We start from the raw sequence: 21,703 nt of genomic DNA, 5'->3' as shown, positions 1-21,703 counted from the left end.
AATGCAGCATTTTTAACTTAATGATTCATATACTTTCAGTACCTTAAACTATTGATTTAACTATTCCCACTACTTTACTTTGAGGAATAGTTGGATCATGTTGGACAACGAATGCTTTTGTAAATCGATCCAAATACGTGTTTTCATGTGACTTTGGTGTAAGAATAATAAGCTTCCGTTTTAATTCACTCTCATATAAATCAAACACTTTTACCTTCCGATTTTCATCTAGTGCACTATCGAACTCATCAAGTACAATAAATCCAGGTGTGGTTTGGAGATTTTGCAGAAGCGCTAGAGCAAATAGCAGTGAACTTAGGGACTCTTCTCCCCCTGAAACCCCTTTTCCCACTCTGCCACCCCTCGCTTTTATACTTACATCTTCCATGGCACCGCGGTGTCCTTCTTTTCGAGCTTTAATAAACAACTGAAAATGTGTTCGTTGTCTTCGATCCTCAAACGAATCCCAACTGATTTCCCCTTCGAACTGGAACTGGCTCATATAATATTTGAACCGCTGCTGAAGCTCAAGGACACGCATGTTAATCGTGGTTTCCAGTTGATCCTTGAGATTTTCTGTTCTTTCCACGTCTTGTTCAAGCAGGACTTTCGTTCGTTTATACTCATTATCCAACCGTTCATATTCATGTTTTATCGTATCGTAATTTTCCTGGGCAGCAGGATCAATGCCGGCCTCCATGCGAGCATTATCGAACTGAACCTTTCCGTTTTCCCGGTTTCTCTTTATTAGTGAAACAGTTGACATGGACTCCTTATTAACATTATTGGCTGTTTCAGCGTAAATATCGGGAACTAATTTTTGTAAGTCGCCCAGTTCTTTGATGACATTTACGAGTTCGGCTTGGTTCGTTTCCTTGTCCTCACGATAATTTTTCTGTTCAATAGAAGGATTACTACTTATACTGTTATTGGGGAAGTCTAAACGCTCACCACTTTTTAATAGATACTTATTTAGATAATTCATTTCATCTTGACTAATCATCATAATTCTCCATTTCCTTATTTAACACTATTTTAGCAAAGTATTATGGTTGTTGTAGAATGTAAAATTATGAGATTTGTAATTGAACAAAATATTATTGGTGGAGGGTTTGGAATAGAAATAGACAAGCCCTGCTACTCTGGAGCAAATAGCAGGGCACTACCATTTATTTAATTTGATGGTTTTATTAATCTGTGTATCCCATCAACAAACGTGCATAAGGAGAATCAGAGGGAAGAACGATAACTGTCTCATCATTAATTGTCTTTTTATAGGATTCTAACGTACGGAACATCGAATAAAATTCTGGATCTTTAGAGAATGCTTCATTATAGATTCTTGCCGCTTCCGCTTCCCCATCAGCACGGATGGATTCTGCCTCAGCTTTCGCTTTTGATAGTAATTCCTGCACTTCTCGATCTGTATCTGCCTCAATTCTATTCTTTTCTGCATCACCCATAGACAAATATTCCTGTGCTTTAGATTCTCGTTCAGAAATCATCCTCGTAAATACGGACTGTTCATTCTCTGCAGGAAGATCCGTTCGCTTCATCCTGACATCCGTAACCACAATCCCATAATGATCTTTTCCGAGAAGATCATTCACCTTTTCCGTAATCCGATCATTTAAAGAACCACGTGAAGATTTTTCATCATTTATGATTTCATCATAGTTTAACTGCCCAAGCTCTGAACGAACGACGGAGTAAATAAATTCCTCCATTCGGGATTCCGCTTTTTCAACGGTTCTTGCATTAGTGATCATCTTCTTCGGATCTTCAATTCTCCAAATGGCATAGTTATCGATGAGCATCCGTTTCTTATCCTTGGTGTTAATTTCAGCTTCTGTAACATCATACGTCATTTGATATTTTGGCAGAGTCGTGACACTTTGAATGAAAGGAACTTTATAGGTTAAACCTGGAGTTTTCACAATCCGTACCACTTCTCCGAACTGTCGAATCACTTTATATTCGCCTTCTTTAACAACAATGAGATTTGAAATGAATACTGCTAAGAGGATGATGACGATGACGAAAATGCTGCCAATTTTTGTGTAGTTTTTCCAGTTGAATCCTTTTCCTCCACGACCGTCGATGTTGACTACATTATCATTACTCATTTTTTTCACTTCCTTCCCCATTTGTCTTTGGCTGTTCGTTTTCCAAAGGTCTGATTGGGAAATATTTTAACGTATCTCCATTATCGTTCATAATATAGATTTCAGCATTTGGGAGAACCTGTTCAAGCGTTTCTAACATTAACCGCTGTCTGGTAATGTCAGGATTTGTACGGTATTCATCATACAGCTTATTGAATACAGAAACATCCCCTCTTGCTGTTTCAATCCTTGCTGCTTTATCACCTAGGGCTTTTGACTTGATGGCAGCCTCTTCCCCTTTGGCTTCATTGGTCCGTTTGTTTCGATATTTCCCTGCTTCATTAATCTTTGTATTCATTGTTTCACGGGCATCTGTTACATTTGTAAAGGCTTTTCTTACCTCGTCATTAGGCAGTTCCACATCCTGAAGCTTAACAGCCAATATCGAAATCCCGATATCGTATTTTTCTACCAATGTAGATAACAAATCCCTGACATCGGCTTCGATTTCAGCCTTTCCAGAGGTTAAAGCGTCATCAATTTTAGAACTACCAATAATACTTCTTAAAGACGCAGAGGTAGAATTATACAAAATTTCTTCTGGCTTCTCAGCATTAAACAAATATTTTGCTGGGTCGGTTATTTTCCATTGGACCACTAAGTCCGCTAAAACAATATTTTCATCACCCGTAATCATTTTCGTTTCCTCTGGAAACTCTTTTACTTTTCCATCTTTCTCTTCATAACCAAATTGCAGACTAAAGGTTTCTTTAGATAGCGTTTCCACGGATTGAATTGGCCATGGCAGCTTAAAATGTAAACCAGGTTCGGTTACCCCTTCTTCAACCTTGCCAAAGGTAATAATAACGGCTTGCTCACTTTCATCGACCGTATACCAAGTGGTAAAACCAACAATAACGAGGATGGCGCCTAAAATAATAAGTCCAACAGTTTTATAGATTCTATTTATATTTCCCATTCGGTCTCCCCCTCTTTCTATAAGGCTATAGCTTTATTACGAATACTTTACAAAAAAGTTTCAATATTTAATAAATACTGAAATCTGACTAAAGGGACGGTTTTCATGGTTTCGCGGGGGTACCAGGGGACGGTAAGAAGGCACTAAAAAAATCCATATAAAAAAAGAAGTTAATTAACTACTCATGTAGGTAATCTGACTTCTTATTTTTGTATATGGAGAAATATATTTCTTACTACACTAAAGTTATCACAACATTTCCTTTTTTGTGACCCGTTTCCACGTAACGGTGAGCTTCGGCAAGATGTTCCAGCGGATATCGTTGATCGATGACCGCTTTGATCTTTCCAGACTTATAAAGCTCTGTTAGAAGGTTTAGATATCCATACATAGTCTCCTTTTACTAGTAAATGATATTGCTATCTTTTGATGTGAGATTAACAAATTTCGAGTTGGAAAAGGCGCTTTATTTAAAAAGGTTTTTTTCACAAACTTTGTTGCTTTGGAAATCAATAAAAAAATAGGTTAGGTACTAGTCTGATTCCCACTCCCATGTTTTCCGTGTTCAACAGTAGAAGGCTCGTCTGATTGTTGTAGTTGTGGTTCAGTCTCATATGAACGTAGGCTACATACCAAGAACTCCCCAGTTAGCTCATGTAGAACAGATAAAAATAGTATAAGTCTATTTCATATAATGTTTTTTAAAATCTGGATGGATGGAAAATTTACGACGTAAATGGATGAGGTTTTTCCCAAAACTTTCCTCTAAAAGTTCTTTATGTTTCTCCAGAATTTCCATGAGATACAAATCGTGAATCATGAATTCTGTTATTGGCATGACTAAACCTACATGCATGGTCCATGCAGCACGGCTATCTTTACCCAGCGAGACAATACCTGCCACTACTTCTGAACCATCTCCACTTATAACGATCCATCGTCCCCCATATTCTTCTGTAATTTCATGACCCATATAGTGTAGGTAAACATTAGCAAAATCAGCGGTGATTTCCCCATAAGCAATAATTGTTACATTGACCCCTCTTTTTGCTGCCTGTCTTAGTTCAGACTCCAATTCTAAGAATTCTTCTGTCCAAACCTCTAAGAGAATTCTTTTTTTAGCAGATTCGATACAAACTTTTATCTTTTCGAGTATTTCATTGTGTCCCGTGATATTCCAGATATTTTCACGGTCATTTGTAGAACGCTCAAACTCCTCTAATGATTTTTCTGCCAATTCAAAGTTTTCTTCTGCCTTCAATCGGCGGCTTTTAATTAGCTCCTTTGCAGGAACAGGCGTATATTGTGGCGTGTTTCCAGGACTAACCAGAATATCTCCTCTGATCGCGAGGCTGTCAAGGACTTCATAAATCCTTGAACGTGGTACACCGGAATGTTTTGCTACTGCATAACCGGTTAAAGGCGATTCCTCCAACAAAGTAAGATATGCTTTCGCTTCATATTCGGTAAAATTTAGATTTTTTAATATTTCGAAAATGTTTTCTTTCATAAGTCCTCCAACAGCATATTAGTAGCTACCTTAGTAACGAATATTTTATCAAATTCTGTTGATTATTTCCAAGTGCTTCTGATATAATCTTAAAAAAGTAGTTACTTTGGTAACCACTATGCAGAAAAGAAGGGAGAAACAACATGGATAGCTTACTAACATACATTTCGATTGCTGCTATGATGGTTGTAATACCAGGGGCTGATACGATGCTCTTAGTAAAAAATACGCTCAGCTATGGTCCGAAAGCTGGACGTTATACGGTTCTCGGAATGGCAACGGGACTTTCTTTTTGGACGCTTATTGCTATTCTTGGATTATCTGTTGTCATTGCGAAGTCTACTATTCTATTTAGTACAATCAAATATTTGGGAGCTGCTTACTTAATTTATTTGGGTATCAAAAGCTTTTTTGCTAAAAGTGTGTTTTCTTTAGAGGAAATTCAAGCACACGCAAACGCACCTACCAATTCTTCGAGTCGGAATAATAAAAAGTCCTTTATGCAAGCTTTACTCAGTAATGTTCTTAATCCAAAGACTGTTTTAGTTTACATAACCATCATGCCTCAATTTATCGCTTTGAACGGTAATGTAAATCAGCAATTGATTGTGTTAGCATCCATCCTTACTTTACTCGCTGTATTGTGGTTTCTCATCCTTGTTTATGTAATTGATTACGCAAAAAAATGGTTGAACCACTCCAAATTCCAGAAAGTATTCCAAAAATCAACTGGTTTACTTTTAATAGGTTTTGGGGTTAAAACAGGAATTTAAGCACTTATCAACTTGATCTTGTATTTTCGTTTGGTGCTTGAGAACATCCATATAAAGCTATAACAAAAAAGAGCTCACACGAATGAGCTCTTTTTTGTTAACTCCAGAAACATAATTTTTTCTACGCTTCCAGAGTGTATTTGGTACCACATGAGGTGTTTGTGTGCCCATCTCTACATTACAGCACTTTGGTTTTTAAATTCTTGCGGAGTGCTAACCGCTTCCCCTTCTGAGCCTTCCAATTGGCGGCCCCACCCTGTTATGATTGAGAACAATAAAACCAAGAATAGGACCATGCAATAAATCATACCGCTGACAAAACGGGCACATCCCATTATTTAATGAAATGTCCCCGTTTATTTGCTAGATTGTTTTGAACCACAGTCCCTATTTCTTTATATTCATCAACGCCCGATGAGCATTAGCTTCCCCTGATCCAAATAAGGCATCTTGGCCAGGTTTTCCGTAGTCAATAGCTGTTTGTTTAATAATGGCTGATACTTGTGATGGCTTTAAATCAGGGTTTGCAGCTTTAATGACACCCGCAATCCCAGCAACTTGAGGAGCCGCCATCGATGTACCTGCGTTATAAGAATAATCCGACCCTAAGTAACGTGGCCACGTACTAAGGATTAAGTTAGTAAAATCAGCCGTATCTGGATCAAAGGTTTCGGTATATTTTGCACCAAAGTCTCCTCCAGGAGCAGCTACATCAATCGCACTGTTTCCATAATTGGAGAAAAAGGCAAGTTCCTGTTTGGACCATTTGTTCGAAGCAGATACATTAATCACTCCAGGCATTTGTGCCGGTACCACCGTTGTCGGTCCTTGGAGTGAGATTCCGTATGGTTCATAAAGTGTGTTTAAGTAAGCAGTAACCTCATTCTTGTCATCCAAGTTCAAGCTTTCATTCCCACTTCCCCCTACTACGGTAACGTTGTTCTTCAAGGCGTATTGGATCGCGCGCTTCCACAATAACGTATCTGCTGTTGTTTTATAGGTTTCTCCTTCGATGATTGTTTTCGAAGTATGATAGAGTCTTAGAGACATATTAATAACGTCTACATCATCATTCGCAGCGGCAATAATGCCATCAATGATAAAGGATGGCAGAGTGAGTGCTAGTTCTGAAAAGAATACACGATAGGTACGGATCCCTAGGTCTGGTCCTACCCCTTTGACATTACCATCGGCAGCAATGATTCCAGACACATGTGTCCCATGTCCATTTCGATCCACGATGTCATTTGGGTCTCCGGTTTCCGTTTCATCCATTCCTGCAGGGACCAAATTCCGTCCACCAAGAAGATTCTTCTGCAAATCTGGATGAGTTGGGTCAATTCCTGTATCAATAACCCCTACCACCGCTTTATGTACAGTTTCTCCCTCATCATTTACATATCCGCCGGTTTCAATTTCATACGATTTCCCATTATTCGTTACTCTTTGCATGTCCCATTGCGCATCCCATAGACTTCCTTGCTCATTGATGGCAGTGGTTTGTGCCAGTTTGGAAATCGTTGCCGGTTGGTTTAATGCAAGTGGCACTTCTTTACTGGCAACCTCAATGGATGGCACTTTTTTTAGATTTCGTAGAAATGCAGGATCATCAGACTGTGCTTGGATTCCTCCCACTTCTGGGAGTGCTTTTACTACTCGGCCACCTGCTTTCTCGATTACTTCTTCATAATCCTTTGGCAGCTCGTTTTTAAATGCAATCACGTACAGATTTTCCCCTGCTGTTTTTGTTCCTTGAATTTCAGCAGCTAGGCTGTGTGTCGTAGCCCCCGCCACAAATCCGATCCCTAATGTCACAGAAAGCAAGGTTTTTACTAAAACTTTCTTCATGGTCCCCCTCCTTTAATTATGGAAATTATCACCATTTTAATTTTAATATAAATTACATTTAAATACCATTTTTGGAAACCAACTTTACCAAAGTTTAAAAATTCAATAGGGTGATATAATAATAGAAAATAGGAATTTTAATGAAATTACAAATTGAAAAATAATGAATGAGCTCTTTTTGTTAACTTCAGAAACATGACTTATTCTACTCTTCCAAAGTGAATTTGGCTCCACATGAGGTGCTGGTGAATCCCCTCTACATCACAGCACTATTTTTTTTAGTGTCAAGAATAATTCTAATATTAAAATAACTCAATATATTCTTGCTTGGGTGAATCCAGAGCTATGAATCTAGCAAATTTATTTACATCGAATAAAGTTTTTAGAATGGCTGTGGTTTGGTAAGGAATCGTATAGGAAATTTATATTTTTTAAGGATGGTATTTTTTGTATTCATCAATCACGTTATACGTGGAGTACTTCAAAGAATTCACACGTCCACCTTTATATAAATCAATGGAATCATATATTTCATATTTTCATTCATCTCGGTTATAATAAATACAAGTACTGAATAAATTAAAAAAGACCAAACATGCAGCTACATGTCCGGTCCAGCAATAGACGGTTCCCTCAAAGGGAGTCGGCTACATGGGGAAATAATCCACCTGAGCCATCCACTCAAGGGTGGATTATTTTTTTGATTTAAATGACAGTATGGTTACGATTAAGTTTAACAATGAAGTATGTTCCAGAAAAATGGATTTACAACGTTAAGAATTTTTAGAGAAAAAAAGTCTAATTCCTCCTCATTTTTACCGTGGAATTAGACTAATGGTCTTCAACAATCGCGCCCGATTGTTCTAATGGACCAGCAAATCTTAATTTGCTGGTCCTTCTCTCACACTTTTTCCCTACTAAAATACGATTGTTAGAATTCATAGTAAGAAATACATCCCCTTTATGATAGTTTAAAAATGATATAGAATACACAAAACCCCGTTAGTAGGAACACGGAAAATAAATAAATGACTATGCTCTTTCTAAATGTAGAAAGCGAAATGCCAGAAGCTTGCGCATAATGGGAAGCTGTTAAGCCGGACAAAATGCCCATAATCACAAACCACGGCTCATAAAACAAAAGAGACCATAATGCCAGGCTTTGAACATCAAGTGAAATCCAGCCAGTGAAATGAATGGTAATAACATCTGTTAGAAGAAGGGCTTTTGTAATGATCCCGCTAATTCCATGTGCAATTAAAAAAGCAGTACAGGAAAGGGTAGGGATTAATATGATGAGACGGTGGATGTTTTTTCCTCCAATTAACGGCACCCATGTTGGGACTACTCTTCCCCATGGCTTGATAAGGGCAATTAAAATGAACCCACAGGTCATGATTAAGACGCCTGCAAGGTAACTTGCCATGTACGCCCCTTTAGGATTCTCAAGCTGCCCCGGAAGACCAATAGTTCCGCCTGCTGCTTGATAAAATCGGACGAAAACGGCATACATTACTGCCCAAAAGCAACCGAGGTAAGATGGCCAGACCGCTTTCTTCGTCAATCGTTCAAATGCATTCAACCTTTCCGTTTGTGCTTCCACAATGTTTGTTTTATCATTCATGTTCCCAATTCCTCCTTATTTTAACCTTTTCCACAACTGGAACATCGGTCACGCCGACGATAATAGTAGGAGATCGCCGCCAGCCCAAGAGCCACTCCCCATGGTCCCCAAAAAATCATAGGTCCCACAATTCCCCAGTCCTGATTGATTAAGAGATTGTCGACTGGCATGAGGTGAAGTGTTTCAGCGATGAAACTGAAAGTAAAGACAAGACCTGCTGCGGTTACAGCGATGGCAACAATGGAAGCAGGTATGACTGCAAGCATGATGGGTACCCTTTTGCCACCAATGAACGGGAACCATTTCGGGAAGACTTCACCCCATTTTCGAATCAAACCAAGCGTAAGGAGTCCCCCGCCGATACAAAGAGATCCAAAAACCCATTCTGTAATCTGTGCCATCGGATTAGCAATCGAGAAATCTTTAAGGAATTGCGGGTCAATTCCTAAAGGAATATCGAGTGCCCACGCGAAACGAACAATGGCGTAGGGAATGGGAGCTAGGGCGGCAATAACGGTTAATAATCGACCCCACCGTACCAAGAAAAAGGGTTCACCGTTTTTATTACGCCCGCAATATTCACATGCATACCGAGTTTTTCTTTGGTAGACAACAGCGGTTATTATCCAAAGAAGCGCGCCAATAATACAAATGATTTGGTTCAATATTTGCCAGCTGAAGGGGAATTTAAATAAAAAGGCGTACGCCATAGCAGCAATTAACTTGGTATCTGGAATAAAAAGAAGCAGACTAACAGAGAACCCCCATGAATAGGTAATAGCAAACCACCTAGAAAAAGTCTCATGTTTTGATTTTTGCATGACAAAACCTACTCCAATGCCAATGAGACAAAGAGTAACAAAAACAATACAGCCCACTTTTGCTGGAAGATAGGTAACCATAGCGGCTCCTATACCGTCATTTTCAAAAGGAAATCCAGCTCCACCTAATAACCAATAAAGGTGTATTGCTCCATACATCGCTGACCAAACAATCGCGGCATATCCAATCCATGAGGGCCAAAGGTTAAATTGTGTTTTAGTATCTTTATTCAGTAGAGGCGGTGTGCTATTCAAAGTAATCATCCTTTCGTTTTTATCAATTTAAAAACCTCACTTTCATCCTAATCTGCATAGGTTAAAATGAAGGTGAGGTTTCGTTTAAATTTTGTTTAATTCGGAGTTTTCCCTTTATTATTTTCGTACAGATATATTTGCGTACCGTTTGTTGAACTTGTTATTTTCCATCCTAATTGCATTTCCTGAATCATGAGTGACACGATGGAGAGGCCGATGCCGGCCCCCTTTTTGTCTGTTGTTACTTCCAAGCCAGGACCTCTGTCTTCGATCAGAATAGCTGTTTTCCCTTCATAATCCACAATTCGGACACCGATATACTGCCCGGATTTAGCGTGCCTTATCACGTTTTGTAATAGATTATCTACGATGCGCATGAACCAATGGGGATCGATATTCCAGATCAAAGTCTTTTCGGCCAGATCAACATCCACTTTAAAGCCCTCTTTCTCAAATACGGGATACCATCCTGCCATTGATTCACGAATGAACCGTATCATTTCCGATTCTTTTCTTTGCAATGTGTATTTTCCGGCTGATAATAACGTGTAGGAAAGGAGATTTTCAAGCAGGTGGCTTAAGAGATCTACCTTGTTTTCAATTAAATGAAGTGATTCTTTCCCTTTGGGAGATAATGGTTCTTTTTGTAATGAATAGGCATGCCCACGAATGGCTGTGAGCGGTGTTCGTAAATCATGGGATATATTGGCAATCAGCTGTTTGCGCAGCTCTTCTTCTTCTTGTTCGTGCTGTCTGCTTTTTATCAGTTCATCAATCATATGATTAAATGCTTGGCCTAATTCACTGATTTCGTCTTTTTTATTGACAGCTATCTTTTCGGGTATCCCGTTTTCCTTCGTATCCGTCATGGCGGTTTGGAGATGAACGAGCCGTTTCCGTATCTTGAAGAAAAATAACCAAGAGACAAATAGAAAGAGACCAAATACAAAAAAAGTATATATCGCCAAAAACTTGTCATCTATAATGGAAAAGGTTGGAGGTTTTGTAAAAGAAAGTGGTATTTGGAAAGCTATATATCCATTGCTCTGATCTCCGCCAATATAAGACAAAAAGGTAAGAGGAACTTCATCCCTTTGATTTATAAACTCAATATTGTTCTCTATGGTCCATTGATCCGGATTATTGTTTTGTTCGGAAAGGACTAGTTTAGTTTCCCCCGACCCGTCCACCCAGAACATCGAGGCGTGTGGATATTTTTCCTTTAATGTGTAGAGCTTCTGTTCTACCTGCTCTGGTGTGGCTCCATCCAACTTTGCTGCTTCATGATGCCACATTTCCTTTAAAAGGTTCGTATCAATATACTGAGTTTTTTGTTGAAGATCCTTATCCAGAAGATAGGACGGTATGAGATAGGCAGGTAAAACAAACGGCCATAAGATAAGTGCTACCATAATGATCAGTAAATACCTCGCCAACAGGGAATGTCGAAATCTCATTGCTTCACCCTATATCCGATTCCACGGATGGTTTCAATAATTTTCGGCTGGCTCGGGTTTTCCTCTATTTTTTCACGTAAATGGCGAATATGGACCATCAACGTTTTATCCCCCTCCATAAATGGATTTCCCCATACGGCTTCATAGATTTGTTCCTTTGTAAGAATTTGGTTCGGGTGGCGTAGAAAATAAGTGAAAATCTGAAATTGCTTTGCCGTTAATATGATTTCATTATTCGACCCTGTATCAACGATGCGGTTTTGATTTATATAAATGTTTAGGTGTGATAGTTGAATAATCGGTAGTGAAATCTTTCCAAACCGTCTTAACAGTACTTCCACACGCGCCGCCAATTCATCGGGATGAAATGGTTTCGTCACATAATCGTCGGCAAATTGAAGACCTTGTAATTTATCGTCAATAGATGTTCTGGCAGAAAGCATAAGAATCGGTGTCTCTGGATATTCTTTTTTTAACCGCTGGCCAATGGAGAATCCATCCAATCCAGGAAGCATAATGTCAAGGATTACTAGGTCGATCCCCTCCATACGGTCGAGGACGCCATCCCCAGAGGTAAGCCAGATCACATGATAGCCCCGCCCAGTTAAATCTTCGCGGACCCAAGTACCAATTTCCTTATCATCTTCAATGTACAAAAGTTTATTTTTCATTTTTCCCCCACCAAATTGATTTTTCAATTCATTTTGATTTATTAGTGAATAATGCGAATCTTGATAAACGTACAAAAAGAAAGAGTGTGTTTTAAAAAATGATTAATCAAAACACACTCTTACTATATTCAATTGAATGATTCTACGATAGAAGTATGATCATAAAGCTCTCTTATTAAGAATGACCAGAGATTGCTTGTTATCTAGTTTAATAGGGTTCTGATGAGTTGGAAGACAATTCGGACATCTCTAGTATATAGCTGCTAACCACTGGACTCTTTTTTCTTCAATGTTGTGCCCAGTATGATCAAGGCGACATAGATTACGATGGCAATCGAATCTATAAACGTATTCGTAAGAGCAGAAACGTCAAACATAGCCGTTACACCAAGAATCACAATCAGTCGGACGATCAGGACTGCAACAATCATCCATGCGGCAAACCGGGTCTTCCATCGCTCACTTTGGAATGACATGAAAATGAATGCGATGCCGAAGACCAGATTTTCCGCGGTTATAATGTGCCAAACATACGTGAATACCGTCTGGGTATCCTTGGATATCGCCCTAATGTCCAGCGTCGGCAATACAGCAGATTGCCCGTTCCATGCATGCGTGACAGCAAATAGTATCGCAAGAACTCCTGCAATCAGATAATAGAAATTCCTAATCTTGATGATAATCACAACCCTCCTCGAAAATTTCCAGTTTATCCTGTCGGATATCCTTGTAAAGCTCGTGGGCGAATTCGGCTAATCGTTGGTCGCTTTCGTTAGTAAAGTCCCTTAACGTGTCGGCTGCTAGGTTGAGCAGCTGACAGACCTTTTCTAGATGAGTAATCTTCTTGCGAATTTCTGCATTCTTAGCATCGAGGAAAGCAGCAACCTCTTCGCAGTAAGCGGAGTCGATATTTTTCATCTTGTGGAAACCTAATTTCCCCTTGATTTCATCAAGAGAAAGATCCGCATACCGCATGATCTGAATATTCATCAAGTCAACGAGGTCGTTCCTCGAATACTTGCGGTACCGATTGTGTTCCCGGGACGGTGAGACGATCCCGATCCGGTCATAATACCGAAGTGTATCCTTGGACAACCCGAGTATCTGAGCAACCTCTTGTATCAAATAAAGTTTTTCCATGAATTCAGAATAGCATGTGAGTTGACTCCAATGTCAAGTTGCTTTTTGACTTTTTTATCAATATGTGAACTCAAGGAAAATGGAGTTACATTGATAAGGATTTTGAGAGATAAAAAAAGTCTAATTCCTCCACATTTTCACCGAGGAATTAGACGAATGGTCCACAATCGAGCCCGTTAACGGAATAAAAAGAGAACCAAAAATGGTCCCCTTTACCTTTTTTATAACACTATTGATGGTTTATCATTCGGTTAAATATTTAATGACTGCCATTTCCTTACCGAACCTATCACCATTATCAATAAATCCTAAACTTGAGTATAATTTATGTGCTCCGATATTTTCTGGATGATAACCTACAACTATTTTTTTTACATTAGGTAATTTTGCCATCTCTGAAATCATTAATTTAGTTGCTGCTTTTCCTATACCCTTGCCTTGGAATTCCTTATCCACCATTATTCTATAAACCCAATAACCTTCAAGTTCTTCTTGAACAGAATTGTACATCAAAAAGCCAACAACTTTTTCTTCAGCATATATGGCATATGGTTTTAATGAAGGTTCAAACTTTGACTGAGCTATTGATATAGCATTGGGCTCAATGTAATCCTTTTGTTCTAATGAAACCTCTAATTCACAACATTCATACCAATTTTCTGCATTTAATTCTACAATTCTAACATTTTTTGTATTCATACTATTCCCCTTCTCTAATTCGGGGAAACGCTAAACAAATTTTATTAATTAGGCGTTATCCCCTTGTAGTCATTGTTAATAAAGATTCTTTTATTTTTCATAATGAACGCCTCCTCTATCAATTATCGCCTTAAAATAGAGTAAATTTTTAGACTCTTAAATCATACTATAATTTTCTGTCTCAAACCAATGTATTTTCCCTTTTTCACGACGTTTCATAAAGCAATTATGAAATGAAGTTTGCCTTAGAAGCTCTTAAGGAATATAGTGTTTAGAGTCTTATTCTTTCTATACAAATAAATCCCTTTTGTGAGATAATTTCATCATTTTCTACACATAAGAGATTATGTTATGCGCTCATTTTTGGATCATTTCATTTGAGTTTAATTCTTTTAGCATGAGACCGGAATAAGTTTTAGTAAATTGCATTAATGTTTCCACGACAACATCTGAAGCATACTCCATAAAGTTAATCATAATGTCCTTGTTATTCGGATGCAGGAAAGTGCCAATAAAATCAATGACCATATCGTTAACGAGTTTGATATCACAGTAAACCAATTCACCATGAGCGGCTTGCTCCTCAATACTTGAACCCTTGTAGACAAGTTCCTTAAAACGAGGCATATTTTCAAGAAAGAAATTAGACTCGTTAACAAGTTTAGGAACCTCTAACATGGCTTGTTGAAAGTTTTCTTGGGTCATAAACTTTTCTTCTTCCACACAGAACTTTAATAAAGAAATGGCACGATTTGTGTTTTCGAATAGAAATGTTACGTTTCTTAAGAGCGACTCTAGGTATGCTTCCTGTGATCCTGCGTTATGTCTCATTTCGTCTAATACTTGTTTTAGTCTGCTGGAAAGCTCATCCTTCTTCCAATGCGGCTGCTTAATAACAACCCCCAAAACCCCTGCGGTATGTTTGTTTAACAATTCTTTTGACAATATTTTTCTCTCCTAAATAATCATATCGTTATGCTTTTACTTTCCAATGTATTAAAAACAACATCCAACATGCCGCCAGTTCCAATTTATCTTTATTACTTCTCTCATAGAAATGATCAAATTATGTATTCTACTTATGTAGTATATACAGTGAGCCCCTCTATAGCAGCTACCATTTGTAGAAATCGTGTCGCATTGTAATCACATTGGCATTTTGTTAAATAGCAATCATGTCCTTATGAAATTCTTTTCTTAAATCGATTCATTTTCCCCCTGTAAATTAATTTATATTTATATAATAATTCGACAAAATCCTATAAGTTTCCTTTTTTAGATCTAAAATTTTAGGTCACTTACCTATACTTAATAGCTTCAGAAACAACTGTTGCCTTTCATGAATCCCGAATAAAGTAAATAAAAATGAGATACCACAACAACGAACCAGTTCAAGTATGAATCCTATTAAATTGGTAAATGATGATCCGGCTAGGTGAATCAATGGCGAACAATATCGAACATAAAATTAGAAAGTGGTGTAGGAAGATGAATGATTGGATGATTATTTACCCAAAAGGAATCATGAAATCACCAAATGATACAATTTATGAAAATTTTCAAGTCTTAGGTTTTGTAATTGCATCGACAAAAGAAGCTGCTCTTGGGAAATTAAAAGAAAATTATCCTTACCTAAACGGAAGTGGATTTGATGAGGTATGGATTTACCAGTTAAGAACCAGAAACCCACATATCACCTATTTAGGAATAGATAATCCAGATGATAATTTCGAAGACGATTTTGAAAAGGAAATGGTTCATAAGATTACTTGCATCCTTAAAGAAAACGGCTATAGCAATATTACTTATGACTATTACGACGAAAACTCCTATTTCTTTGAGGCATATTCTGATGCCTTTCATGAAGTATTGTAGATGTAAAAAATGAGAAGATTGAAGTATTTGACAGATATATAGCAGAAAAACATTTTGTCCATTTTGGGGATTTCAAACTTTAAAATAGTCATAAACAAACAAGCCTATAATATATAAATAGGCTTGTCTATTTAATAGATTTGACTCTCTCAATGTCCGGTTTTAATTGTTTTCTCTCTTGGTTGACGCTATCAAGGTACTGCGTGAATTCTGATTCTCCAGAATAAGACAGACATAAGTATTCCTTTGCCCTCGTCATCCCTATATATAGCAATGAAACTTCCCTTTCCTTATTCTCCTCAAGTGGAAAAGGCATGGAGTCCACATTGACAATAAACACAGCTCTGAAATCCAATCCTTTACTGCTATCAATGGTACTGATTTTAACTTTACCATCATCTTTTGCATAAGAACGTTTTGAGACGTCGTTTTCGGTTATCCAAAAGTAAGGTAATCCTTCATCCTTCAAAGAACGCTTAATAATATCAATAATAGGATATTTATGAGTGCGTTTAACACGGTAAAGAATCAGGATGTCCTCTAGCGGGACTTTTTTCTCCAAATGTAATTTCTTTATGGAGCGAGCAACAATTCTCATTTCCTCAAAAAAATTAGCTGCCTTTACGATTCCAGGTTCTGGGCCTCTCCGCTTAGTGCTCTGTGGTGCAATAATCTCACCTTCAATTTCACGATTGACCACTTTATTTTTAAACATCGAATGCTTGCGGTAAAATTCCCAAGCAAATTTTACAATCTGCTGGGTGTTCCGATAGTTGATGGACAGAACCTTTGATCTTCCTTGAAAACTTAAGCCCGTTTCCTGCAAATAGGAACGCTTCCGTTGATAAATAGTCTGAGCGCGGTCCTCTACTAATAATAGAGACTGGGTATCTGCATTAATCAGTAAACTAACTAGTCGCAACCAGTCAGCTTCAAAGTCTTGTCCTTCATCAATCAATACGGCGTCATATGTAGGTAGAATCGCTTCATTTCTTTCTAGTTTTTCTATGATATCTGGAAGCTGCTGCTCCCTTATCTTCAAATCATTCTTTAACCAGGAGTGAAAATTCCTCACAATGATATTCTCATTTTGTACAGACTTAGCATTAGGATCAAAATCAAATAAATCCTCTGGCTCATTAAGCATATGTAAGATCATTTGCTGGATCGCATTTGAAAGAGAAATATTGTAACAGAGAATGAGAATTTTCCAGTCAGGATTTTGCTTTGATAACATTTTAGCCCGACTTGCTAATATAATTGTTTTACCACTACCAGCAACTCCACGTATTAGGCGGTTCTTATCTCCTATCTGTTTAGCTAAATTCTCCTGGTGTAGATCCATGGTTTTAATATCATGCAAGGATAATAGAAGCTGGTCCTGATAAGGTACAGGTGGTTTGAATTCAGCACTAATCCGTACTTCAGGGAATAAGTGATAACGAATAGCATTTATGTCATCAAAGGATAGTGGTTCTTTTAATCGGAATTGAACCACAAACATATTGAGGATCTTTTCCATTAACACTTCTTCAGAAAAACCCTCTTTATCTGGATCAATTTCATCCCGAGTTAAACATTGATTTGGTTCAATAACGGAGTACAAGCCATCTGTAATGAAATCACTTGAAGACATTCGTGTAAAAACGACTCCATGACCATACGGAAATTTTAGTCTCAATTTATATTTTCCATCAACCTCAATAAGATTTTTATCTTTTTGTAGAACATCAACAATTCTAAACATATAATCCCTAGCTTGTTTCATTGGGCTCTGAACAATCGTTTGATCTCCTGTAGATGCTACTATATGCCATTCATCATGATTAATTTGAAAAAGTGTATTCTTTGTATAATCCTTCACTTCGAAAACGACAATGCCAAGGTCGGGCCCGATAATTACAAAATCAGGTCTTCTTCCTTGAATATCAGGTTCAAAATAAACAATGTAATCATCCGGTAAAAAGGTCTTAAGCGTTCGGAAAAACAGCCTCTCCCCTGTTGTCGCAGATGACCGAATTGTCTCGGGAATCGTAATCGCCATAACAACCGCTCCAAAAATTGCAATTTTCTCCATTATACTACAATTAGGCCATTTCACCCATAATATTACAAAATACTTCTAATTACTTTAGAAATAATCGATATTCTTTGACTATCTTCTACCAAAATTAACAAAAGTCTCCCAAAAGTATTGTTTTTCACATGTTATTAATTTATTAATAGTATTATAGGAAAATAAGACCAGACAAAATAATGTTAGGACTCTCAGAAAGCGGAGTGAATGAATTGTTAAAAGGAATAATAGAAAAGTTTTTTAAATCAAATCAACCCACTAGTACTCCTCAAAATCAATCGATAAGTCAAGCAGAGGTGGAGGCATTAGTGGAAGCAAAGTTAAAAGAACATGCTGCTGCATTAGAAACTACACTCGCTGAAAAGGGAAATCAAGTTTCCAACCAGGATGAAGATTACACGTTATCAGCAAAGCAAATCGAATATGCACTATCGTTGATTGAAAAAGTAAAAGAGGAATTTGAACTGGCAATTGATCCATCCAAGCTAACCATTAAAGATTTGAATAGATTAATTGCCCATAATCGTTATAAAAATAAGGGTACCCTTATTAATCTTGTGAAAAAGGGTGTTCTTAAAAGGATAAAAATCAAATAAAAAAATCCTCGACTCCTAATTAGAGCTCGAGGATTTTTAATATATTGTCAGAATTTCCTTATTTCTAAAAGAATAATATTTATCATTTCTTCTACTATAAATAAAACTCTCCCCTTTGAACTAGCCATTTATTTTATAAATGTCACCTTATTGCCAGGTTTTACTTCTGCTGTTTTCCAACCAGCCATCAACCATGAAAGCGCATGTGTGTGAGTTCCTTCTGATTCATTCGCCCACCAAGCAGAATATTTATAAGCAGATGCAGGCAATTTAAACATTAGTATTTCTTCAATTTCATTCATAGATAATGTAAGTTGTGAAACTTCTTTCTCCTTTTTATTAAGAGATTGATATAACCTTTCATATTTCCCTGTATACATAATGCCACTCCAATCACTAAGAAATTAATATTTTATAGTACTAGATATAACCATCTTTTTACCTAATAATTTCGACATGCCCCTATTAAAATCCCTTTTGTTTTTAAAATTTTTTTTATTCCTAATACCATCTTTCGTTCCTTCTTAAGTGTTCGAGTGATCCCTTGTTAATCAGATCCAATTTTTGTTTTTTAAAGGTGATTTCTTCCAAAATACTGCAATTTGTCGAAAAAATATGTTCTAATTGAATCAAATTGCAAACGTCCCAAGTTCGTTTGAGTACTTGAGACGTTTTTGTTTAATCATTACAGAACCTTAAACCAATGGGCATGCTATTCCGTACGATAGAATCAAACTTAACCGAAAATTGGAATCATGCTGAACTTTTGTCATTTGCAGTACCGTACCTAACCTACTTCTCCTTCAATTGCTTCAAAGGGCTCTAGTACTTGTTCGATTTTTACTACATTCTCCGTAAAGAAGTCGAAATCATCTTTTTGATTCCCTCAATCATTTTATTCTACAAAAACGCCCCAACCGTCAGAATAACCACCATGTGGTTTACTTAAGTTATTTAATTTATTCTGTATTTGAATTAATTCATTATAATTTAATATCATTCTTTTAGAGCAACAACATGCCCACTCTTCAGTTTCGTCGTCTTGCTCTAAGAAGCAATTGAATCCTTCTTCTTTTAGTACTATCGATAATTTTTCACCTGTTGCTTTATCAGGTACTGCAACAAAAAAGTCTACTGATTGTTGTTTTTTAAAATTTACTCCATCTTTATATAGACTATGTAAAGCATTTCCATCAGCATCATTTGGAAATTTCATTTGATTTTCCTCCATATTCTAGTACATTCATTGTTTTCATTATAATTTACTTATTTCTTTTCGACTAACCATCAATTTTTAATGCTCAAAAAGATATAAAGCCACAACAGCAATTCGGAAGGTACTATGAAAGAGGAATTCATATATAGCGAACAAGAGGAACCCTTTGAATTTAATAAATATTAATTTCAAAGGGTTTTATTATCAGAAAGCTTAAATAAATTTAGTATTTTTAATTTAGAAGCTTCCAGAACGCCATATCCTCCATGATTTCGTATCTATTATTGGTAACAGACGTGACTAAGCTATAGTGTTTTTGAAGTCGAGCTATCTCATTAACTATCTGTTCACCCTCAGCCTGACTTTCTGGACTGAAGATAGCTTTTATTTCCTTCTTTTTAATAGTAGGTACTCTATGTATAATCCAAGTCAATATATACTGAGCATAGTCATTATCTGTAGTTGCAAAGTGGTCTAAGAATTGGGTTGAAAGGATGACACCAACGCCATATTCTCTTCCTTCTTTCATAACTTTCTTTAAAGAAGAAAAGTTTTGACTTATGAAATTATCCGCCTCATCGACAAGTATCATTTTTGTTAATTCACGATAATCCCCTTGAATGGTACTGTGCCCCTTTGTAGACATCTGGGAATAGAAGGTGTCCATCGTGATTCCTACGATTAGGTTTTGAACACTTTGATCATAACCGGCCAGGTTTACCACTGTTACACCTTGTATCATGTCAAATAAGGACTTAGTATCCTCACTTTTGGGAGAGAAGATTTCAAAATCATATATTTGTTTTAGTGCTGCATAAAGACTATCTTCTTTTACTTCCTCTCGATTCATCAAGCGTTCAAATACATTATTTAATGTAGGTGGTACCAGGTCCCATGTAGCCATGTCAGCCTTATGAATACCAGCTTGTGAATAAGCTTCAATGATTAAATCATTTAATAACTGCTGTTGCTTTATACCTAGATTAAATGCATTAGCAATTGTTTCTTTAATGGTACTAGCTGTATGCAAAGGCAATAGCGGCTTTAGCTGTTTTCCCCTATATAAAGCTAACGGATTATACGGAAGGTGATAAGGGTGATACACTGTAGCGTTTGTCGCTGCTATAAAGTCATCTTTGATATAGTCACCTTTATAATCAAAGATGAGAATATCTATTGGTGTTCCATTTACATTAGATAGAGCTCCATCATGTATCTGTTTAATGAGAGATTTAGTAAATTGAGTTTTACCCGTTCCCATCGCGCCAATAATACCTGTATTCGTATGCATGATTTTACTCGTCGTAGTTGGATACCAATACAATGGCTCATTGCTGTTGGCCGAGTGACCAAAAAGAATACTTAATGGTTCGGTTTCATCAGGCAATTTTGTAACGGAAGGTTCTTTAACTAGAGTACTATAATGTAAGTCATTATTATTCTGAACCGAACCAATTGCATGGCTTTTTTCATAAATATCTTTCAAACTTCGCTTTTCTTCCATTTGCAGATTCTCAGGCGCTTCTTCAAGTTCCACGTTAAGCATTTCGACTTTCGGTTGTTTGAGTATTTCCTCCCAGCCTTTAATGAATTTCTCATATACTTTTTGCATTGCGGATGGGTTTAAGTGGGTGTAAACGTAGTAATTGTCTTTTATAAAGATGTTTTTCTTTTTACATCCATTTTTAGCTACGAAGTATTCAGAATTGGAAGTACGGATTCCTGCAAACTCGATTGTTTCAATTGTTTTTTGTAAATCTTTTTCCATGAAGAACTGCCAGAAGTTGCGGAAGATTTGTGCGTGTGATTTTTCTGCCCATCTGATTTCTTCTCCATCTATGTTCATTTCAAATTCATGAGTGCTCATTAGTAAATCTTGTAGCATATTTCCCTCTATTAAAAACCAGAGGTTACATAGAAAACTATGATAAGAAGAGATTAAGAAGGCAATCTGTTAAGTTATGGTGGAGTAGTTTATATAGATTTATTTGTTTTACTCATAGCTTTTCAAAGATAATTAGTCTTGCTTCTCCTGACCTATACTTTGCAAACTTTTA

At 37.1% G+C, this 21,703-nt stretch carries 20 protein-coding genes and 1 pseudogene; 3 read left to right on the top strand and 18 right to left on the bottom strand.

The window, feature by feature from the left end:
* Positions 1-43: 43 nt before the first annotated feature.
* The 5 genes and pseudogenes from TR08_RS18565 to TR08_RS18550 all read right to left on the bottom strand — a co-directional run bounded on the left by TR08_RS18565 (position 44) and on the right by TR08_RS18550 (position 4,594).
* Complete coding sequence (locus TR08_RS18565; RefSeq protein ID WP_045520674.1) at positions 44-1,003, bottom strand: hypothetical protein; 960 nt, start codon at positions 1,001-1,003, stop codon at positions 44-46.
* A 187-nt stretch (positions 1,004-1,190) separates the two neighbouring features.
* Positions 1,191-2,126, bottom strand: coding sequence for a protease modulator HflC (gene hflC, locus TR08_RS18560; RefSeq protein WP_045520672.1), 936 nt, complete (start codon positions 2,124-2,126; stop codon positions 1,191-1,193).
* Positions 2,119-3,084 carry an FtsH protease activity modulator HflK gene (gene hflK / locus TR08_RS18555; protein WP_045520670.1) on the bottom strand — a complete coding sequence of 322 codons (966 nt, stop codon included), beginning with the start codon at positions 3,082-3,084 and terminating at the stop codon, positions 2,119-2,121. Before hflK ends, hflC begins: the two co-directional genes overlap by 8 nt.
* 235 nt (positions 3,085-3,319) lie before the next feature.
* Positions 3,320-3,463 (bottom strand): annotated as a pseudogene (locus TR08_RS31220) (zinc-binding dehydrogenase); the annotation flags it as partial.
* Between the two features lie 303 nt (positions 3,464-3,766).
* On the bottom strand, positions 3,767-4,594 hold the full coding sequence (locus TR08_RS18550; protein ID WP_045520669.1) for a TrmB family transcriptional regulator: 828 nt from the start codon (positions 4,592-4,594) through the stop codon (positions 3,767-3,769).
* Positions 4,595-4,737: 143 nt separating this feature from the next.
* Here TR08_RS18550 and TR08_RS18545 point away from each other — a divergent pair, with 143 nt between their 5' ends.
* Positions 4,738-5,367: a homoserine/threonine efflux transporter gene (locus tag TR08_RS18545; protein ID WP_045520668.1), complete on the top strand. Its 630-nt coding sequence runs from the start codon at positions 4,738-4,740 to the stop codon at positions 5,365-5,367.
* Between the two features lie 387 nt (positions 5,368-5,754).
* On the opposite strand, the gene TR08_RS18540 is transcribed toward TR08_RS18545, so the two are convergent.
* The 9 genes from TR08_RS18540 to TR08_RS18500 all read right to left on the bottom strand — a co-directional run bounded on the left by TR08_RS18540 (position 5,755) and on the right by TR08_RS18500 (position 14,827).
* Entirely contained in the window at positions 5,755-7,215 is a 1,461-nt protein-coding gene (locus TR08_RS18540; RefSeq protein WP_045520667.1) for a S8 family serine peptidase, read from the bottom strand.
* Between the two features lie 961 nt (positions 7,216-8,176).
* On the bottom strand, positions 8,177-8,839 hold the full coding sequence (locus TR08_RS18535; protein WP_045520666.1) for a DUF3995 domain-containing protein: 663 nt from the start codon (positions 8,837-8,839) through the stop codon (positions 8,177-8,179).
* Positions 8,840-8,859: 20 nt separating this feature from the next.
* Entirely contained in the window at positions 8,860-9,924 is a 1,065-nt protein-coding gene (locus tag TR08_RS18530; protein ID WP_045520664.1) for a hypothetical protein, read from the bottom strand.
* A gap of 86 nt (positions 9,925-10,010) precedes the next feature.
* Positions 10,011-11,372, bottom strand: a complete 1,362-nt coding sequence (locus TR08_RS18525) for a sensor histidine kinase (RefSeq protein WP_045520663.1) — start codon at positions 11,370-11,372, stop codon at positions 10,011-10,013.
* Positions 11,369-12,043: a response regulator transcription factor gene (locus TR08_RS18520; protein WP_045520662.1), complete on the bottom strand. Its 675-nt coding sequence runs from the start codon at positions 12,041-12,043 to the stop codon at positions 11,369-11,371. The genes TR08_RS18525 and TR08_RS18520 overlap by 4 nt, the downstream gene beginning before the upstream one ends.
* A 263-nt stretch (positions 12,044-12,306) precedes the next feature.
* Positions 12,307-12,729, bottom strand: coding sequence for a hypothetical protein (locus TR08_RS18515; RefSeq protein ID WP_193747786.1), 423 nt, complete (start codon positions 12,727-12,729; stop codon positions 12,307-12,309).
* Positions 12,710-13,183, bottom strand: a complete 474-nt coding sequence (locus TR08_RS18510; RefSeq protein WP_045520661.1) for a MerR family transcriptional regulator — start codon at positions 13,181-13,183, stop codon at positions 12,710-12,712. Before TR08_RS18510 ends, TR08_RS18515 begins: the two co-directional genes overlap by 20 nt.
* Positions 13,184-13,426: 243 nt before the next feature.
* On the bottom strand, positions 13,427-13,882 hold the full coding sequence (locus TR08_RS18505) for a GNAT family N-acetyltransferase (protein WP_045520660.1): 456 nt from the start codon (positions 13,880-13,882) through the stop codon (positions 13,427-13,429).
* Positions 13,883-14,239: 357 nt separating this feature from the next.
* On the bottom strand, positions 14,240-14,827 hold the full coding sequence (locus tag TR08_RS18500; protein WP_045520658.1) for a hypothetical protein: 588 nt from the start codon (positions 14,825-14,827) through the stop codon (positions 14,240-14,242).
* 498 nt (positions 14,828-15,325) lie between these two features.
* Between TR08_RS18500 and TR08_RS18495 the strand changes: the two genes are divergently transcribed.
* Entirely contained in the window at positions 15,326-15,757 is a 432-nt protein-coding gene (locus TR08_RS18495; protein WP_193747785.1) for a hypothetical protein, read from the top strand.
* A gap of 127 nt (positions 15,758-15,884) precedes the next feature.
* On the opposite strand, the gene TR08_RS18490 is transcribed toward TR08_RS18495, so the two are convergent.
* Positions 15,885-17,801 (bottom strand): 3'-5' exonuclease, encoded by a 1,917-nt coding sequence (locus TR08_RS18490; protein ID WP_045520759.1) that lies wholly within the window; start codon positions 17,799-17,801, stop codon positions 15,885-15,887.
* Between the two features lie 236 nt (positions 17,802-18,037).
* Between TR08_RS18490 and TR08_RS18485 the strand changes: the two genes are divergently transcribed.
* Positions 18,038-18,430 carry an ABC transporter ATP-binding protein gene (locus tag TR08_RS18485; RefSeq protein WP_238579183.1) on the top strand — a complete coding sequence of 131 codons (393 nt, stop codon included), beginning with the start codon at positions 18,038-18,040 and terminating at the stop codon, positions 18,428-18,430.
* 128 nt (positions 18,431-18,558) lie between these two features.
* Here TR08_RS18485 and TR08_RS18480 read toward each other — a convergent pair whose 3' ends face one another.
* From TR08_RS18480 to TR08_RS18470, 3 genes are all read right to left on the bottom strand, one after another.
* Positions 18,559-18,810, bottom strand: a complete 252-nt coding sequence (locus TR08_RS18480) for a DUF7662 domain-containing protein (RefSeq protein ID WP_045520654.1) — start codon at positions 18,808-18,810, stop codon at positions 18,559-18,561.
* Between the two features lie 515 nt (positions 18,811-19,325).
* A complete protein-coding gene (locus tag TR08_RS18475) occupies positions 19,326-19,646 on the bottom strand; it encodes a ribonuclease E inhibitor RraB (protein WP_152597460.1) in 321 nt (106 codons plus the stop codon).
* A 232-nt stretch (positions 19,647-19,878) separates the two neighbouring features.
* Complete coding sequence (locus TR08_RS18470) at positions 19,879-21,531, bottom strand: ATP-binding protein (protein WP_045520652.1); 1,653 nt, start codon at positions 21,529-21,531, stop codon at positions 19,879-19,881.
* Positions 21,532-21,703 lie beyond the last annotated feature (172 nt).

The organism is Neobacillus niacini (genome assembly GCF_000759675.1).
Classification (GTDB): Bacteria; Bacillota; Bacilli; order Bacillales; family Cytobacillaceae; genus Neobacillus; species Neobacillus niacini_A.
Note: the sequence above shows the minus strand (reverse complement) of the source record. Positions and strands in the feature narration are given on the sequence as shown.

Bases quoted from the DNA above. Each gene is read 5' to 3' on its own strand.
- TR08_RS18565 (WP_045520674.1), bottom strand. From the start codon at position 1,003: ATGATTAGTCAAGATGAAATGAATTATCTAAATAAGTATCTATTAAAA.
- hflC (WP_045520672.1), bottom strand. From the start codon at position 2,126: ATGAGTAATGATAATGTAGTCAACATCGACGGTCGTGGAGGAAAAGGA.
- hflK (WP_045520670.1), bottom strand. From the start codon at position 3,084: ATGGGAAATATAAATAGAATCTATAAAACTGTTGGACTTATTATTTTA.
- TR08_RS18550 (WP_045520669.1), bottom strand. From the start codon at position 4,594: ATGAAAGAAAACATTTTCGAAATATTAAAAAATCTAAATTTTACCGAA.
- TR08_RS18545 (WP_045520668.1), top strand. From the start codon at position 4,738: ATGGATAGCTTACTAACATACATTTCGATTGCTGCTATGATGGTTGTA.
- TR08_RS18540 (WP_045520667.1), bottom strand. From the start codon at position 7,215: ATGAAGAAAGTTTTAGTAAAAACCTTGCTTTCTGTGACATTAGGGATC.
- TR08_RS18535 (WP_045520666.1), bottom strand. From the start codon at position 8,839: ATGAATGATAAAACAAACATTGTGGAAGCACAAACGGAAAGGTTGAAT.
- TR08_RS18530 (WP_045520664.1), bottom strand. From the start codon at position 9,924: ATGATTACTTTGAATAGCACACCGCCTCTACTGAATAAAGATACTAAA.
- TR08_RS18525 (WP_045520663.1), bottom strand. From the start codon at position 11,372: ATGAGATTTCGACATTCCCTGTTGGCGAGGTATTTACTGATCATTATG.
- TR08_RS18520 (WP_045520662.1), bottom strand. From the start codon at position 12,043: ATGAAAAATAAACTTTTGTACATTGAAGATGATAAGGAAATTGGTACT.
- TR08_RS18510 (WP_045520661.1), bottom strand. From the start codon at position 13,183: ATGGAAAAACTTTATTTGATACAAGAGGTTGCTCAGATACTCGGGTTG.
- TR08_RS18505 (WP_045520660.1), bottom strand. From the start codon at position 13,882: ATGAATACAAAAAATGTTAGAATTGTAGAATTAAATGCAGAAAATTGG.
- TR08_RS18495 (WP_193747785.1), top strand. From the start codon at position 15,326: ATGGCGAACAATATCGAACATAAAATTAGAAAGTGGTGTAGGAAGATG.
- TR08_RS18490 (WP_045520759.1), bottom strand. From the start codon at position 17,801: ATGGCGATTACGATTCCCGAGACAATTCGGTCATCTGCGACAACAGGG.
- TR08_RS18480 (WP_045520654.1), bottom strand. From the start codon at position 18,810: ATGTATACAGGGAAATATGAAAGGTTATATCAATCTCTTAATAAAAAG.
- TR08_RS18475 (WP_152597460.1), bottom strand. From the start codon at position 19,646: ATGAAATTTCCAAATGATGCTGATGGAAATGCTTTACATAGTCTATAT.
- TR08_RS18470 (WP_045520652.1), bottom strand. From the start codon at position 21,531: ATGCTACAAGATTTACTAATGAGCACTCATGAATTTGAAATGAACATA.